Origin of the sequence: Candidatus Vagococcus giribetii, from assembly GCF_017316185.1 — a bacterium.
GTDB lineage: Bacteria > Bacillota > Bacilli > Lactobacillales > Vagococcaceae > Vagococcus > Vagococcus giribetii.
The window spans coordinates 1-14,805 of sequence record NZ_JAFLVX010000030.1 but is presented as its reverse complement, the minus strand read 5'-3'; the positions used below and the strand labels follow the sequence as shown (position 1 = coordinate 14,805).

At 30.2% G+C, this 14,805-nt stretch carries 18 protein-coding genes; all 18 read left to right on the top strand.

Annotation, left to right across the window (positions count from 1 at the left end; all coding sequences use genetic code 11):
• Nucleotides 1–301: 301 nt before the first annotated feature.
• The 18 genes from mobQ to DOK76_RS10985 all read left to right on the top strand — a co-directional run bounded on the left by mobQ (nucleotide 302) and on the right by DOK76_RS10985 (nucleotide 14,549).
• Entirely contained in the window at nucleotides 302–2,287 is a 1,986-nt protein-coding gene (gene mobQ / locus DOK76_RS11075) for a MobQ family relaxase (RefSeq protein ID WP_206967754.1), read from the top strand.
• A gap of 23 nt (nucleotides 2,288–2,310) precedes the next feature.
• Nucleotides 2,311–2,466, top strand: a complete 156-nt coding sequence (locus tag DOK76_RS11070) for a hypothetical protein (RefSeq protein ID WP_206967756.1) — start codon at nucleotides 2,311–2,313, stop codon at nucleotides 2,464–2,466.
• Nucleotides 2,467–2,795: 329 nt separating this feature from the next.
• Nucleotides 2,796–3,092 (top strand): bacteriocin immunity protein, encoded by a 297-nt coding sequence (locus DOK76_RS11065; protein WP_123866616.1) that lies wholly within the window; start codon nucleotides 2,796–2,798, stop codon nucleotides 3,090–3,092.
• 697 nt (nucleotides 3,093–3,789) lie between these two features.
• Nucleotides 3,790–4,389, top strand: coding sequence for a tyrosine-type recombinase/integrase (locus tag DOK76_RS11055; RefSeq protein ID WP_206967752.1), 600 nt, complete (start codon nucleotides 3,790–3,792; stop codon nucleotides 4,387–4,389).
• 49 nt (nucleotides 4,390–4,438) lie between these two features.
• Complete coding sequence (locus tag DOK76_RS11050) at nucleotides 4,439–5,155, top strand: Fic family protein (RefSeq protein WP_206967750.1); 717 nt, start codon at nucleotides 4,439–4,441, stop codon at nucleotides 5,153–5,155.
• Between the two features lie 13 nt (nucleotides 5,156–5,168).
• A complete protein-coding gene (locus tag DOK76_RS11045) occupies nucleotides 5,169–5,948 on the top strand; it encodes an abortive infection family protein (protein ID WP_002396205.1) in 780 nt (259 codons plus the stop codon).
• A gap of 82 nt (nucleotides 5,949–6,030) precedes the next feature.
• Nucleotides 6,031–6,387, top strand: a complete 357-nt coding sequence (locus DOK76_RS11040; RefSeq protein ID WP_002339788.1) for a type II toxin-antitoxin system RelE/ParE family toxin — start codon at nucleotides 6,031–6,033, stop codon at nucleotides 6,385–6,387.
• On the top strand, nucleotides 6,377–6,643 hold the full coding sequence (locus DOK76_RS11035) for a helix-turn-helix domain-containing protein (RefSeq protein ID WP_002339787.1): 267 nt from the start codon (nucleotides 6,377–6,379) through the stop codon (nucleotides 6,641–6,643). Before DOK76_RS11040 ends, DOK76_RS11035 begins: the two co-directional genes overlap by 11 nt.
• A gap of 158 nt (nucleotides 6,644–6,801) precedes the next feature.
• Nucleotides 6,802–7,803, top strand: a complete 1,002-nt coding sequence (locus DOK76_RS11030) for a DUF4062 domain-containing protein (RefSeq protein ID WP_206967748.1) — start codon at nucleotides 6,802–6,804, stop codon at nucleotides 7,801–7,803.
• 1,216 nt (nucleotides 7,804–9,019) lie between these two features.
• The gene (gene amaP, locus DOK76_RS11025) at nucleotides 9,020–9,580 is read left to right on the top strand and encodes an alkaline shock response membrane anchor protein AmaP (RefSeq protein WP_206967746.1); all 561 of its coding nucleotides are present in this window, start codon (nucleotides 9,020–9,022) and stop codon (nucleotides 9,578–9,580) included.
• Between the two features lie 13 nt (nucleotides 9,581–9,593).
• Nucleotides 9,594–9,770 carry a DUF2273 domain-containing protein gene (locus tag DOK76_RS11020; protein ID WP_086341008.1) on the top strand — a complete coding sequence of 59 codons (177 nt, stop codon included), beginning with the start codon at nucleotides 9,594–9,596 and terminating at the stop codon, nucleotides 9,768–9,770.
• A 34-nt stretch (nucleotides 9,771–9,804) separates the two neighbouring features.
• Nucleotides 9,805–10,335, top strand: a complete 531-nt coding sequence (locus DOK76_RS11015; RefSeq protein WP_086341007.1) for an Asp23/Gls24 family envelope stress response protein — start codon at nucleotides 9,805–9,807, stop codon at nucleotides 10,333–10,335.
• Between the two features lie 28 nt (nucleotides 10,336–10,363).
• Nucleotides 10,364–10,612: a GlsB/YeaQ/YmgE family stress response membrane protein gene (locus tag DOK76_RS11010; RefSeq protein WP_206967744.1), complete on the top strand. Its 249-nt coding sequence runs from the start codon at nucleotides 10,364–10,366 to the stop codon at nucleotides 10,610–10,612.
• A 25-nt stretch (nucleotides 10,613–10,637) separates the two neighbouring features.
• Nucleotides 10,638–10,832, top strand: a complete 195-nt coding sequence (locus DOK76_RS11005; RefSeq protein ID WP_206967742.1) for a CsbD family protein — start codon at nucleotides 10,638–10,640, stop codon at nucleotides 10,830–10,832.
• A 332-nt stretch (nucleotides 10,833–11,164) separates the two neighbouring features.
• Nucleotides 11,165–12,294 (top strand): IS3 family transposase gene (locus DOK76_RS11000; protein WP_206967741.1). Its coding sequence is split into 2 segments (ribosomal slippage): nucleotides 11,165–11,453 and nucleotides 11,453–12,294, totalling 1,131 coding nucleotides; the frame shifts between segments, so codons are not numbered across the junction.
• 206 nt (nucleotides 12,295–12,500) lie between these two features.
• Nucleotides 12,501–13,766 (top strand): TIGR00341 family protein, encoded by a 1,266-nt coding sequence (locus DOK76_RS10995; protein WP_086952674.1) that lies wholly within the window; start codon nucleotides 12,501–12,503, stop codon nucleotides 13,764–13,766.
• Nucleotides 13,767–13,847: 81 nt separating this feature from the next.
• Entirely contained in the window at nucleotides 13,848–14,153 is a 306-nt protein-coding gene (locus DOK76_RS10990) for a GNAT family N-acetyltransferase (RefSeq protein ID WP_206967739.1), read from the top strand.
• A 117-nt stretch (nucleotides 14,154–14,270) separates the two neighbouring features.
• Nucleotides 14,271–14,549 (top strand): class I SAM-dependent methyltransferase, encoded by a 279-nt coding sequence (locus tag DOK76_RS10985; protein WP_206967736.1) that lies wholly within the window; start codon nucleotides 14,271–14,273, stop codon nucleotides 14,547–14,549.
• Nucleotides 14,550–14,805: the final 256 nt, after the last annotated feature.

Genomic DNA, 14,805 nt, shown 5'->3' with positions numbered 1-14,805 from the left:
GGTTTTCCATAAAATATCCCTCCTAATAATTTGTATATGTCTATCATATTATATTATATTTCTAAAATCAATAAATATAAACGAAAATGTCAGATTAAACATATTTGCTTTTTCATTGATAAGTGGTAGAATTAATTTATCAAAGATTCCCTTAGATTTTTTACTAAGGGCGCACTTACACCCACTAACTTACGTTTGTGGTTAATGTGCTATAAAACGTAACATTCGTTTAGTTTTATCGTCAGGCGTGTTTGTTAAAATTCGCTACGCTCATGTTTGAAAAGAAAGAGAGGTGATACAATTGGCAATCTTCCATTTATCTATGACAATAGCAAAAAGAGAAGGCGGAAAAAGAAGTTTAATTGCAATGGCTTCTTATCGAAGCGGTGAAAAATTATATAGTGAACTATACGAAAAAACTAATCTATACAACCATAGAACTGTTAAACCAGAAGCTTTTATTTTAAAACCTGATTATGTTCCTAATGAGTATTTAGATAGACAGACATTGTGGAATAAAATGGAATTATCTGAAAAGCAACCTAATGCTAGACTGTGTAGAGAATTAAATGTAGCATTGCCAATTGAATTAAATAATTCAGACCAAAGAATGTTGATTGAAGATTTTGTAAAAGATAACTTTGTCAGTGAAGGAATGATTGCAGACGTAGCCATTCATAGAGATGATGAAAACAATCCTCATGCTCATATCATGTTAACAATGAGAGAAGTAGATAGTGAAGGTAATATTCTAAATAAAAGAAAAAGAATACCTAAACTAGATGAAAATGGCAATCAGATTTTTAACGAAAAAGGGCAAAGAGTAACCGTTTCAATTAAAACAAATGATTGGGATAGAAAATCTCTTGTTTCCGAAATTCGTAAAGATTGGGCTGATAAAGTCAACCAATATTTAAAAGATAGAAATATCGATCAACAAATAACAGAAAAATCGCATGCGGAACTTGGAAAAAAAGAACTACCAACAATTCACGAAGGATTTTACTCAAAAAAATTAGAAGATAAAGGAGTTATAAGCGAGTTAAAAAGAAAAAATTTAGAAATTCAAAGTTACAATGATGTTTTAAGCGAACTTAATAAACTTGAAAATCAAGAAAAAGTGTTTAAACAAGACCAAAACTTCACTTTAAAATTTGAAAAAACTTTCTCACCTTTAGAAAAAGGAGAACTGAAAAATCTTTCAAAAGAATTGAAATTATTTATTAATGATGAAAATATTGATAAACGAATAGGTGAATTAAAACGATGGGAAAATTCACTTATCTTTAATAATAAAATGGAAATTCAAAAACAACGTTTGATGTTAAGTAAAATTAGTAGTGAACGAGATATGCTTACAAAGGCAAATGAAATTTTAGACAAACAAGCAGAAAGATTCTTCAAAAAATCTTATCCAAGTTTGAATATTGACAAATTTTCAAATCACGAAGTTAGAGCAATGGTTAATGAAACCATATTTAGAAAACAGTTATTGAATAAAGACCAGTTAGCAGAGGTCATTTACAATGAAAGAGTAATAGAAAAAGAAGAAAGTAAAAAGATTTTTAAAGAAAAACCATTTCAAACTAGCCGTTATCTTGATTCAAAAATTAAACAAGTTGAAGATAGTATAACAAAAGAAAATAACCCTGAAAGAAAAGAAATTTTATCAATTAAAAAAGAAAAACTGATAGGAATAAAACAAGGATTGATAGAATATGTTCAATCAGAAGTTGAAAGAAAATTTGATAAAAATGTTTCAATAGATTCAGTCATAGAAGGCGAAATGTTACTTGCAAAAGCTGACTATTACAAAACAACTGATTTTTCTAAAGTCGAAGGAGTTGCTAGATTCAGCAGTGAGGAAATTAATTCCATGTTGGAACAATCAAAAGGCTTCTTAACTAACATTCAGACAGTGAAAATTCCTAATGATTGTCAAGGTGTATTTTTTGTTCAAGATAGCATGAAACATATTGATGAACTAAGCCCGTTAGCAAAACACAATCTGAAAAAGGTCGTTAATCGCAATGCTTATTTACCTGATTCTGATAAAATAGAATTAAGTAAAGAAATTGAAAATACCAACAAAGATCAATCCCAAGAATTGGATAAAGACGTACCAGAAAAAAATGAAGTGACTGTAAAAATGTTCCAATTTGCGAAGTCAATTAATCGTTTGTTGAGTGGTAACCAACCACAGAAAAAACGAAACCTAGACAAATTGATTAAGCAAACAAAACCAAAAGAAAATCAATCATTACAAAGGAATATTCCTTTGCGATAAAATAAAAACAAGAGGTGTATAAAATGAAAAAATTTATCAAAGATACAAAGTTTAAGCTTGAAAGTGCGGTTGTTGCGTTGGGTACATTGTTTATTACCGATCCAGTATTTGCAGCTACTGATCCACAAGCAAAATTAGTTCAAGCAGGTAACACTATGATGCTAGCGGTGACCTGTTAAGTTTAGCAACCGAGGATATTGACACAGGCAAATTGGTTACTAACAGATTGAGTACTAAAAAACAAGAAATGTATTTAGCAAAATACAAAGGGCAAATGAATGATTCTGCGAAATCATATTACAAAACATTGTTTCAAGGGATTAACAAGAATGCAAAATTAGAGTTTAATTTTGAGTGATAAAATCATTATTCTATCAACGGAGAAATTAGTCAAGTCCACAATCTTGTGTAATTGACTCGATTTGATAGTTGATTTAGATAAAAAGTGACTTCGAGAAATTATAATAAAATTATTTAAAAGTAAATTAAAATTAAGGAGGATTAATAAATGAGTAATTTAAAATGGTTTTCTGGCGGAGATGATCGAAGCAAAAGAGCAGAAATAATTATTACTGAATTATTAGATGATTTAGAGACAGATTCAGGAAATGATTCCCTTCGAATGGTATTGCACACCTACCTTGGAAATCTGAAAAATGAAGGAACTTCAGTACCTTTAATTTTAAGTCGTATGAATTTAGAAATATCAAATGCAATAAAAAAAGACGGTGTATCTTTAAATGCAAAGCAATCAAAAAAATTAAAAGAATTGATGTCTATATCTAATATAAAATATGGTTATTAGTAATTTCGGTTGCGTCAAGAATTATGTGTAAATGGAAAAAATCATTCTGTCGGTTAAGTTAAAACATTGATTCTAATGTATCTTGTATTTCTTTAAAACCTTTATGAATCCGACACAAAAACTTCTGATTATAGTTGTTGAATTGAGAAACTAAGAATCACTAGAGCATTTCCTAGTATTCATCTTTGATACATACAATCAAAAATTCTTAAATAGAAGCCATAAAGGCTTCCAACAAGTGACGGATACATTAGCTTCAATGTTTACTGAGTAACCCATTATTTTGCAGAAGGACGAGTTATTTACACAAAATTATTGACGCTCCCTATCTACTTTATTGGATCCATAACATGACAAAATTCTGAATACTTTTTAAAGCTTATCATTTGGTAAAACTGAATATAAGTTAATTATATAGACTGAAAATTTTGAATTTTCAGAATAGAATAACTTAAAAGTACTGACAAAATTTTTTAAAGGGGCAATATTAATGTTCTGAGATAATCAAATCTTACCGAAAATATCAAAAGTCCAATGTGACACAATCAGATTCTGTCACATTCATTAAAATCGCTCCATCCTTAGAGGCTCTAAGAGGAAATCACTTTTCTTTTAGGGCCTTTTTTCTATAGCTTGTTTAAATGTGACTTATTATCTGTTATAATCATATTAAGTAACATTTGAAAGGGGACTAAAAATGAAGAGCGTGGAACCGATTCGCGATAAAAAAAAGATCGATGCCATGAAGGCAATTTTGGCTTCCGGAAAATATGGGCAACGAAATTTGGTGCTTTTTTCGATCGGGATCAATACGGCGTATCGAATCTCCGATTTAAGACAGTTGAAATTAAGTGACGTGTTAGAAATTTCCCGTGGCCGGGTGATCGTCAAAGAACGTCTGGCCATGAAGGAACAAAAAACAGCTAAACACAATTCGGTTTTCATTTCGAACAAATTACGAAAAGTGATTCTTGATTATGTTCAATCAGAATTTCTTGAGCAGCTGCAAGTACAAGACTTCAGCAAATATTTGTTTCCAAGTCGCAAAGGAGCAGATACGCCTTTGACCCGACAAAGCCTTTGGCGGATCATTCATGAAGCAGGAACAGCGGTTGGTTTAAAAGAAATTGGCCCCCATTCGATGCGCAAGACCTTCGGCTATTTTTTGTACAAGCAAGGGACCAAAACAGAGATCATTCAGTCGCTGCTCAACCATTCTTCGCAACGGGAGACCTTACGCTATATTGGGATCACCCAGGAAGATAAAGATACCGCAGTAAAGAGTTTGGATCTATGACAGAATAACGCCCTATATATATAGAAGGAAAAATTCAAGAGGTGAGAAAATGAACGAAGAAAAGCGACCTAACTTTCCTGATAAATACCACTTATCTCGCAAAGAGTCTGTGTATTTATTGAAGAAAAACATTGTAGAACTGGTTTATAATGCGGGAAAATTTGAAGGACTGAATACAACGCTATTACAAACAGAAGAGATTATCAAGTATAATCGAGCTAATAATGTGGCTGTAGATGATGTCCTGACCGTCGTTAACTTAAAAAGAGGCTTTGAAATGCTTTTAAACGACTTACAGGAGCCCCTAATAGAGACAAGTAATCGGATTAATCGGATCGTTGCAGCAGAGGATGCGCTTTTTCCCGGTGAAATACGAACCGGTGGGGTAGAAGTATCGACGATTCAAGGAAGATATGTGCCACCAATGTTAACTGAAGACGAGGTAAACAATCAATATGGTGAGATAATGAATCAAGAGATATCAGATACGGAAAAAGCCCTGCGACTGTTTCTATTCATTTCGAAAAATCAAATATTCTGGAATGGTAATGTGGGTACAGCCTTGTTGATTGCGAATAAGATTATGTTTAGCAACGGTTTAGGACTATTATCAATACCCGAAAATGTATTTATGAAATTTAACGAACTTTTATCAAAGTATTGCAACAGTAATCTATTAGTCAATGAGTCAAATATTATATCATTTTTATATGAACAGTGTATCTTTGGTATTAATTATTTGAAAATAATCCAACATACAATTTAAGAGGTATAAGTAAATGATGACTATAGACGAAGCAAAACAATTAGCAACTTATTTTTCAGTTGGTTCAGCGGGATATATTTTAGACTTTACTAATGTAACGTGGAACATATTTACAAAGAAAATCGTAGGGATTGAAATACAAAATCATTATGGGGGCTCAAAGGGAGTATCCTTTCAAAAGTTTCTGCTTGACGATCAATTTGATGATTCGTTAAAGAATCGGTTAATCCAATCTTTAAAAGGTATTATGGATCGAGATAAAAAATATGAATCTACTGAAATGAATCCCATAGTTCAGTTGCTTTTTGAGGAAGTATTTAAAGAAGATACTTCAACTGCATTAAGAAAAATGAAATTTTCAAGCGAGATTGATTTACTTTATATTCGGCAGCTACCCATTAGGATTCAAACAGATATTAAAAACAAGGATTTTGACTCTGTTTTGACAAAAGCAAATACTTTAATAGATGAAGTTCTAAAATTTATTATTGAAAATACCGAAGGACCGAGTGTTAATATTAATTTATTTAAGTCAAAAGAATTAAGAAAAGAAGCATTTGGCCGCCTCAATATTAAAACTGAAAAAGATATGGATAATAGAATCAAAGCCCTTGTTGGAGCACTCAATACATTATCAGATAAAATACTCGAAATGAGAAATAGTCAAGGAGATGCTCATGCACATGGCTCAAATAGAATAGTAATTAAGGAAGAAGAAGCAATTCTTGTTGCAAATTCTTCTATGGTTTTGTGCGAGTATTTGTTTACTAAGTATAAAGGATTAAATAGATAATAAAATGCATATTTTATAGTATACAATTCGAATTTTTATGTTATATACTATAATATAAAATCAATATATGATATAATTGGGTATGGAAAAAATATCTTTTGAAACATTTAAAAGACCTAATGGTCATGATGAATTTTTAGAATGGTTGGAAACATTACCAAAAAAAGATAGTGCGAAGCTTTTACGTACAATAGAAGAAACAGAAAAGAATGGGATGCTAGTAGCTCAACGGTTGAAATGGGTGAAAAAATTAGACACTAATTTGTACGAATTAAGAAGTAAGGTGGGATCAAACATCCAAAGAGCCATCTATTTCCATGTGGACAATGGAAGGTATGTCATTACTCACGGATTTACTAAAAAAACGGAGAAAACACCAATAACTGAACTCAAGCATGCAAAAGAACTTAGAGAGGAGTGGTTCACAAATGATGATTAAAAAATTGATTGAAGAAAAGAAAAAAGATAAAGATTTTGCAGAAGCATATGACCGTGAAGGAAGAAAACTCGAAACTGCGGTTGCTCTTTATCATGCTCGGGAGGAAGCAGGGCTAACTCAAGCGGAGCTTGCACAAAAAGCACATACAACTCAATCTACTATTGCTCGAATTGAGAGAGGGGATAACGTATCTTTCGATAAACTTGATGATATCGCCAGGGCATTAGGTAAAAAGCTAGTAGTAGAATTTGCTTAAAAGCGAGTTGAAAATATATCTATAATAGGCTCCTAACTAATCAATTAGTTTAGTGGGCCTTTTTTTACTAGATAGATAAAGGTTGTACTATAGTGTAAAAGACAATAAATTTTATACTAAAATTACTTTAAAGAGAACTAGAGAGAAAGGTACAATAAATGAAAACCATAAATCTTATAAAAGTATTTATAGCATCACCAGGTGATATAGCAGCAAAAAGGAATGAAGTAGAAGAAACCATATATAGATGGAATATAGAAAATACAGATAATACAAAAGTGATTTTGATGCCTATACGATGGGAAACTAATGCGATTCCTACTTATGTAAATAATAGCTCTGGGCAAAGTGTTATTAATAAACAAATTGTAGAAAATAGCGATATTTTATTAGCGATTTTTGGCCATAAGTTGGGCTCTCCAGTTGATAATTATAGATCGGGAACTATAGCAGAAATTGATTACTTCTATAAAAATAGCAAAGGCGAAGTAGGAATTTTTTTCTTAGACGAACCAGTTCCACAAATTTTGGCTGAAGAGTATATAGAAGTTAAGAAGTACAGGGATTCTCTTGAAGATAAAGGTTTTTACGGAACATATAGCAAAGACAATATCAGAAGGTTTCTCACAAAAAAAGTTGGATCAGTAATTGAAAAAGCACAAAATAATTTAGAATCAAAACGTTTTGATTTAGATTCTATTTCTTATAAGACATCTTCAGCAATTAACAAAAAAGTTACAGGAACTGATGAAGATTTTGAAGATAATTTAGACATTTTTGATCCAATAGAATTTGACAATGATGAAAGATTGTTGCTAATATATGCGTTTATGGATGAAAATTCTATCTTTTCAACTGATAATTCAACTTATAGAAAAGTAGTTCAATGGGAAAGTGATAACAATTTAAGGAGTTACTTGAGTGATAGAGTATTTGATGTACTAGAAAAATTAAGTAAATCGGGAATTGTAAAGGAAGAATACGATTCTTCTTTTGATGAGTATCCATCACGCTATATTTTGATTTCAGAGGACTATAAGAAATTTAAAAGTTATTTTTTAAAAAATGAAAAAAAGATATCTGTTATTATGGAGAAATACAAAGCTCCAATACAGGCTGATCCATTTTCCAATTTGGATGAATCAGATTTACCGTTTTAAATTTTAAATAGATAATTTCATTTTTTAGTAGCAGAGGTATAAACTTTTTTAATGTTTGAATTGAAAAGAAATGCTAATAGGTCGACTTTATGTTTCTCTTGTGCAATCGTAAATGCGGGGAACCATAAAATTGATCTATTATCGAGTGTGTATAAAATAAAATTCAAATCTTATTAGTTTACATAAGATAAGTTATATACAGTTAAAATAACAAATAAACGTTGACTTAATTATTATTATGTCAACGTTTATTCTGTTTAATATAACATGTTTTTTAGAAAAACTCAAAAAAGTAGATAGCTGTAAGTATAATTATAATATTTTTAACAGTATCTCTTGCTATTATTCATGAACTTAAAGATATTTGAGCTACTAAATTTTTATTTTCAATTGATGTTTCATTCATTTGCATTATTCGCTAAAATTGAGAGAGGCTTAATTCTAGAAATATCTGTGGCTGGCAGAGAAGTCACTAACGCACAAGGACATTTTTGCGGTCGACCAAAAAACTAACTTCAAAAGATGTTGAAATCCCTAAAATTTAAGTCAGAATATTACCAAACAAAATAATAGAAGGAATTAATAGTATTAACTAAGAATAGTAGGAAATCTTTAATAATTTATATCATAAATAAATTGCAAATGAAAAACATCTATGACACCCCCCTAGAGAATTAGGATTCTCTAGGGGGGATTTTGTATACTAATGTCGCGTTAAATTGTTTTATTTGATTGGTTTAGCAAATAATCAAATAAACCTTCTAATAAGCCTACAAGAAGGGACGAATGAAAAATTCGAATACCTGCATTTCCTAATTCCAATGCAGAAACTGTAAGGTAAACAACACGTTATATAGGAGGAAACTGATTCTAAATCTATTTAGAATATGATTACACATCTGAAAATTTTAAAGCCATTTAATACATACCTCTCAGCATCACGATAACTTAAAAAATTTATAAAAAATAAATTTTCAGGATAGCTATATTTCATAAGCTATCCTGAACTCAATTGAACAAGAAATATATAATATAAAATCTTCACAGAGCCAGATACATATTTTAGAATACACAACACACAAAAAAATCTTTTCTATTCTAAAATACATTTAACAAACCTTTTATGTATAAATTTAAATAAAAAAGGCTTTCTTTTTGACTTTAATATTTATATACAATAAAGTGTTACTATAGACAGTTAGAAAGGAGATTTTATATGTACCGTTCTAAAAAAGTGTTTATTTTAATAACGATAGTATTACTACTTCCGCTCTTATTTGCTAACATTGTACAAAATCAATACTTAGCAAATCTTTCCTTTAAGTTTATCAAAATGGAAAATTATCCTTTTATAGGTTCCTATCTTCCATTTTATCTATTTTGGGGAAGTATCTTGATAATTACACTCTTAATCATCTTATTCTTTTTTATTCTCTTATATCCAAGAAATAAAACAGAAATTCGTCATCCTAAATCTAACGGTAGTCTTTCCATTAAGAAAACTGCCGTCGAACAATTTGTATTTGCTGTCCTATTTCAAGAACCTTGGTTAAAAAAGCCTAAAGTATCGATTACAATGAAAAAAAATAGAATTAAAATTTTTATCTCAGGTAGTTGTTCTAATAATGAAACTAATTTACTTGATAAAACAACTGAATTATCTCTTCGAATAAAACAAGAATTATCAACCTTTCTTGGAATAAACGATTCCAAACAGATAACAGTTGAAATAAAACAAGTTTCAAATAAAAAAGCTAGTAACTCACGTGTTATTTAAGGAGGATAAGAAAATGGAAGATTTCATAAAAAAATATAGGTTTCCTATTTTGGGAGCTCTCATTGGCCTCGTTTTAGCTATATCATTTTTTAGTTTAGGATTTTTTAAAACAATTATCCTTATCATTTTAACGTTACTAGGTGCTTTTATCGGTTATTACCTTCAAAAAAATAATTTTTTGAAGAAATAAAAAAATAACAATAAATAAATTGGAGGAATCAATCATGGAGAACAAAGGAACACAAACAGATGTAAAGAAAACAGAGTTAAAAGGTGAATTAACATTTGATGACAAAGTTATTCAAAAAATTATTGGTATTTCCTTAGAGACTATTCCTGGTCTGTTAACAATTAATGGTGGATTTTTTTCAAATTTAGCAGATAAGATTGTTAATAATAATGATGTAACTTCAGGAATTGATGTTGAAGTAGGAAAAAAAGAAGTTGCTGTTGATTTAGATATCGTTGCAGAATATGGTGTAGATATTTCAAAAATATACGAAGACATCAAACGAGTGATTGAAAAAGAAGTAAAGCATATGACTAGTCTAGAAGTTATAGAAGTAAATGTTAATGTCGTAGATATTAAAACAAAAGAACAATACGAAGAAGATAGTGTTACTGTTCAGGACAAGTTGAGTGACGCTACAAGTGAAGTTTCAGACTTTGTTTCTGATCAAACTGACAAAGTCAAAAAAGTGTCTTCTAAAGGAGCAACAAAAGTAAAAGAAGTCGCTGAACCTAGAGTAGAATAATAATATTTTTAGATGAGGAGTGATATATATGGGATTCATTTGGTCATTAATAGTAGGTGGAGTTATCGGAGCTATAGCGGGTGCTATAACAAGTAAAGGAAAATCTATGGGATGGATTGCTAATATTATTGCTGGTTTAATTGGTTCTTCAATTGGCCAATCTTTATTTGGTTCCTTTGGACCGTCTTTAGCTGGAATGGCTCTTATTCCATCAATCATTGGAGCAGTCATTGTTGTGGCCGTGGTATCATTATTTACTGGCAAAAAAACTAAATAAATAAATACAGAGAAGGAGAATCTTTATGACAGATAAAGGATATACAGATAAAATTAAAGGTAAAACAAAAGAAACTATTGGAGATTTACGTGGTGATGATAAACAAAAAGCTGAAGGTATCTTAGATCAAGCGATTGGTAAAACAAAAGAAGTGACTTCAGATATTAAAGAAAAAGCCGAAGATTTTATTGATGAAACAAAAGATAAATTAAATAAATAATAAATCTAATTAAAATATCCCACAATTTTTATACTACATAAATAAAAAATGTTCTCTTAAGTAAAATTTAGCTTAAGAGGACATTTTTTTGTATACACATAAGCATATATCTTAATTATTCTTATATATTTCTCTCTCATTAGCATAAAATTTATCAAATTATTTGATGGTGAGAATACAGAATATATGGATTATATAGTTTTTTTATACTGTATTGAGAAATCTTCAAAATTACTCAATTAGTAGATGCTTTTTTTGAATAGGTTACACTTAGTTGAACAAAAAAGATAAGGTGTCTATACTTAATAAAAAACAGATTAGGAGCTTATCTCATGACAACTAACAGAAAACCAAGACGGACCTTTAAAGAATCATTTAAGAAACAAATGGTGGAACTCCATAAATCAGGAAAACCTAGAAAAGATATTTTAAGAGAATATGATTTAACGCCATCAACTTTTGACAAATGGGTCAAACAATACAATCAGTCAGGATCATTCAAAGAGAAAGATAATTTGACGCCAGAAGAAAAAGAGTTGCGTGAATTACGTAAACTAAATAAAGAATTGATGATGGAGAATGATATTTTAAAGCAAGCAGCGCTGATATTCGGACGAAAGTAGAAGTTGTTAGAAAAAATAAAAAGAAGTACAGTGTATCAGCGATGTGTCGAAGATTAGAAATTTCTCGTGGGGCTTATTACTATGAAGTTAAAAGAAAAAAATCAGAAGCTATTGTTGAAAAAGCAGTCATTGAGTCCTTTACAAATAGCCGTAACTCCTACGGAGCAAGAAGAATTAAAGATGATTTAAACGATCAAGAATTAATTGTTTCAAGAAGAAGGATACGACGAATCATGAATAAGTTCAATTTCATTTCAAGCTACACAACACTGAAATTTAAGCCTCAGGCAACGAGTAAAAATGAACAGAAAATCGCTAATGTTTTATCACGTCAATTCGATAGAATGCAACCTATGGAAGCTTTAGTGACAGATTTAACCTATGCTAAAGTAGGTCAAAAGTGGCATTATGTCTGCTTTATTCTTGATTTATTCAATCGAGAAATAGTTGGCTATTCTAGTGGTCCTAACAAATCTGTGGACCTTGTGTTACAGGCAATCGGAACGATTGAACAGCCATTAGATGACGTTGAAATTTTTCATACAGACCGAGGAAAAGAATTTGATAATCAAAGTATTGATGAATTATTAGCTGCATTTCAGATACAGCGTTCTTTATCACGCCCTGGTTGTCCCTATGACAACGCCGTGGCAGAAGCAACTTATCGAGCGTTTAAGATTGAGTTTATTTACCAACAATCTTTTGAATCATTGTTCGAACTGCAATATGAGTTAATGGATTATGTCAATTGGTGGAACAAGTTTAGAAAACATGGCAAGCTTGGGTATCAATCTCCGATTAATTACCGTTTAGATTGGGAGTTGAAACAGGCTATTTAGCGGGACATAATATAACTATCAAAAGAAAATAAAGACCTTATAATTTTTGTACAGAAAAGTGTTGCCAATTCACACGATATCATTATTCTTCTTAAAAAATTTAAATGTTGTGTATGTCGTTAAATCATATCTATTATTTTACGTTACATTTAAACTTTCATTATTCGATTAACTACTTTAAAATATACTAATGAAAGGATGAAATCATGAATACATACAATAAAAAAGATAATCCATTTCTAGTGAAAATTAATAGTGAATTACATTTTAACATCGAGGATATTATTATTCTGATTTGTTCTATTTTTATTGCATCTATTGGTTTGAATATGAATTCGACACCAATTGTTATAGGAGCCATGCTTATTTCTCCTCTAATGACTTCTGTGATAGGGATAGGAATTAGTTTGGCTTTTCAAGACACTTCCATTTTAAGAAAATCACTAACCTTACTAGCGCTACAAGTAGTTGTCAGTCTAGTTGTTTCAACGCTATATTTTTCTTTTTCACCACTAACTTATGCGAGTAGTGAAATAATAGCCAGAACAAATCCTACTATCTGGGATGTTGTGATTGCTTTTACAGGAGGAGTAGCTGGTGTAATAGGGTTTAAGAAAAAAACTGCTAACAATATTGTTCCTGGAGTTGCTATTGCTACAGCACTTATGCCGCCTCTTTGTACATTGGGATATGCTATTTCAATTCAGAATATGACTTATATTTTTGGTACGTTCTATTTGTTTGTTATTAATATCTTTTTCATCAGTCTTTCGACATTTATAACTGTTTATATTTTTGAAGCAAAAAATGATAAGCAGATTGATTCAAAAAAAAAGAAATCAACAAATGCAATGTTTATTATCTTGACAATTATTATCATTATACCTAGTATTTATACGGCTTCGTCAATGGTCAAAGATTCATTAAATGAAAATAATTTAAATCGATTTATTGAAAGTGAATTAAAAGACTCACTGATTTTAGAAAAGAAAATCTCAAAAGAAAAAAAGACAATTCATTTAACATTATCAGATACAAGTATCAATGATACTAAATTACAAAGTTTACAGAATAAATTACCAGAATATTATCTAGGTAATATGGATTTAAATATTAAACAAATTACTGAAACAGATAGTTTATCTGGAAAAGAATTAGAACATTTAATTCGACAGCTCATTGATTCAGAAACTTCTGTGAGACCGTCCACCAAGGAAGAACCCCAGGCTCTAGAGGACTTTATTATTGAAAAAAACAAAATAATAAAAACAAACTTTCCAATTGATATTGAAAAATTATATATGAATTCGGAAGTAGCTAGTAATGAAAAACAAATCAAAAACGTACTAACCATAGAACTTAAATCCAATCTTACGAAGAGTTTGGAAAGTGACATAGAAAGCTATGTTTTAGATACTTACGATAATAAGATAGACAATTTATCAATAGTATTTAAGGAATATGGGAATTAGATAAAGCGAGGATTGAAAATGGCTACTTATAATTATCAGACTAATTAAAAAAATAGAAGACTTGGAAAACTTTATCAAACATTGAACTGGAACCAAGTAGGTTTATCTGTAGATGAACTAAAAAATATGGCAATGGGAAGTTGGTATAGCCTCTATGTTTATGATGACCTAACTTTAATTGGAACTGGTCGGATTATTTCTGACGGCATTATCACTGGTTTAATATGTGGTGTTGGAGTGTATCCTTCTTATCAAAATCAAGGGATTGGAAAGGAAATCATTAAAAATCTAATAATTGAATGTGAAAAAAATAAAGTTTTCCCTCAGTTAATGTGTACTAAATCTTTGATACCGTTCTATAAATCTATAGGATTTGAAGAGTTCTAAACAGGAATGACTTATCCTATAGAAAGAGTGGGAAAATAATAATCTGTTATTTAATCCTTAGGTAGATATAATCTGATGTTATTGTTAGTTAAAAATTCAAATAAAAGGGGTAAAATAATGAGTTTGTATGATAAATATTATAAAGAAGTAAACTATTTTGGAAATCCATATCCTGAATTAATAAAATATATGAAACAATTACCTAAGGGAACGTTGATTGACTTAGGAGCTGGGCAAGGTCGAGACAGTGTACCTTTATCTCGTATGGGATTTTTAGTTACTTCAGTAGATACTTCGTTAGTGGGATTAGAACAAATAAAATTGGAAGAACCTAAGATAAAAATATTACATAAAAGTTTTAATGATATCAATGTTAAAGAATTTTACGCTATCTAATAATGAAGTCAGAATTGAGTGTAATCGTATATTTTATTAATACATATATAATTATAACAGAGTGTCTTTCATAATGTCATTCGTAAATCAATTTTTGCAGTTAAAAAATTTGGTTCTGTTGCAAAGTTTAAAGTGACATAAAATTTTTTGCTTATTATTTCAATATTACGATGTAACAGAGAGTGTAATATAAACCGTGTAAGTAACCTACCATCCTAGGTAGTGGGTTGCTTCGCGGTTTTTCTTTTTTTACAAA

Bases quoted from the DNA above. Each gene is read 5' to 3' on its own strand.
- amaP (WP_206967746.1), top strand. From the start codon at position 9,020: ATGTACCGTTCTAAAAAAGTGTTTATTTTAATAACGATAGTATTACTA.
- DOK76_RS11035 (WP_002339787.1), top strand. From the start codon at position 6,377: ATGATGATTAAAAAATTGATTGAAGAAAAGAAAAAAGATAAAGATTTT.
- DOK76_RS11020 (WP_086341008.1), top strand. From the start codon at position 9,594: ATGGAAGATTTCATAAAAAAATATAGGTTTCCTATTTTGGGAGCTCTC.
- DOK76_RS11010 (WP_206967744.1), top strand. From the start codon at position 10,364: ATGGGATTCATTTGGTCATTAATAGTAGGTGGAGTTATCGGAGCTATA.
- DOK76_RS10985 (WP_206967736.1), top strand. From the start codon at position 14,271: ATGAGTTTGTATGATAAATATTATAAAGAAGTAAACTATTTTGGAAAT.
- DOK76_RS11065 (WP_123866616.1), top strand. From the start codon at position 2,796: ATGAGTAATTTAAAATGGTTTTCTGGCGGAGATGATCGAAGCAAAAGA.
- DOK76_RS10995 (WP_086952674.1), top strand. From the start codon at position 12,501: ATGAATACATACAATAAAAAAGATAATCCATTTCTAGTGAAAATTAAT.
- DOK76_RS11015 (WP_086341007.1), top strand. From the start codon at position 9,805: ATGGAGAACAAAGGAACACAAACAGATGTAAAGAAAACAGAGTTAAAA.
- DOK76_RS11040 (WP_002339788.1), top strand. From the start codon at position 6,031: ATGGAAAAAATATCTTTTGAAACATTTAAAAGACCTAATGGTCATGAT.
- DOK76_RS11050 (WP_206967750.1), top strand. From the start codon at position 4,439: ATGAACGAAGAAAAGCGACCTAACTTTCCTGATAAATACCACTTATCT.
- DOK76_RS11005 (WP_206967742.1), top strand. From the start codon at position 10,638: ATGACAGATAAAGGATATACAGATAAAATTAAAGGTAAAACAAAAGAA.
- DOK76_RS11030 (WP_206967748.1), top strand. From the start codon at position 6,802: ATGAAAACCATAAATCTTATAAAAGTATTTATAGCATCACCAGGTGAT.
- DOK76_RS11045 (WP_002396205.1), top strand. From the start codon at position 5,169: ATGATGACTATAGACGAAGCAAAACAATTAGCAACTTATTTTTCAGTT.
- DOK76_RS11055 (WP_206967752.1), top strand. From the start codon at position 3,790: ATGAAGAGCGTGGAACCGATTCGCGATAAAAAAAAGATCGATGCCATG.
- DOK76_RS11070 (WP_206967756.1), top strand. From the start codon at position 2,311: ATGAAAAAATTTATCAAAGATACAAAGTTTAAGCTTGAAAGTGCGGTT.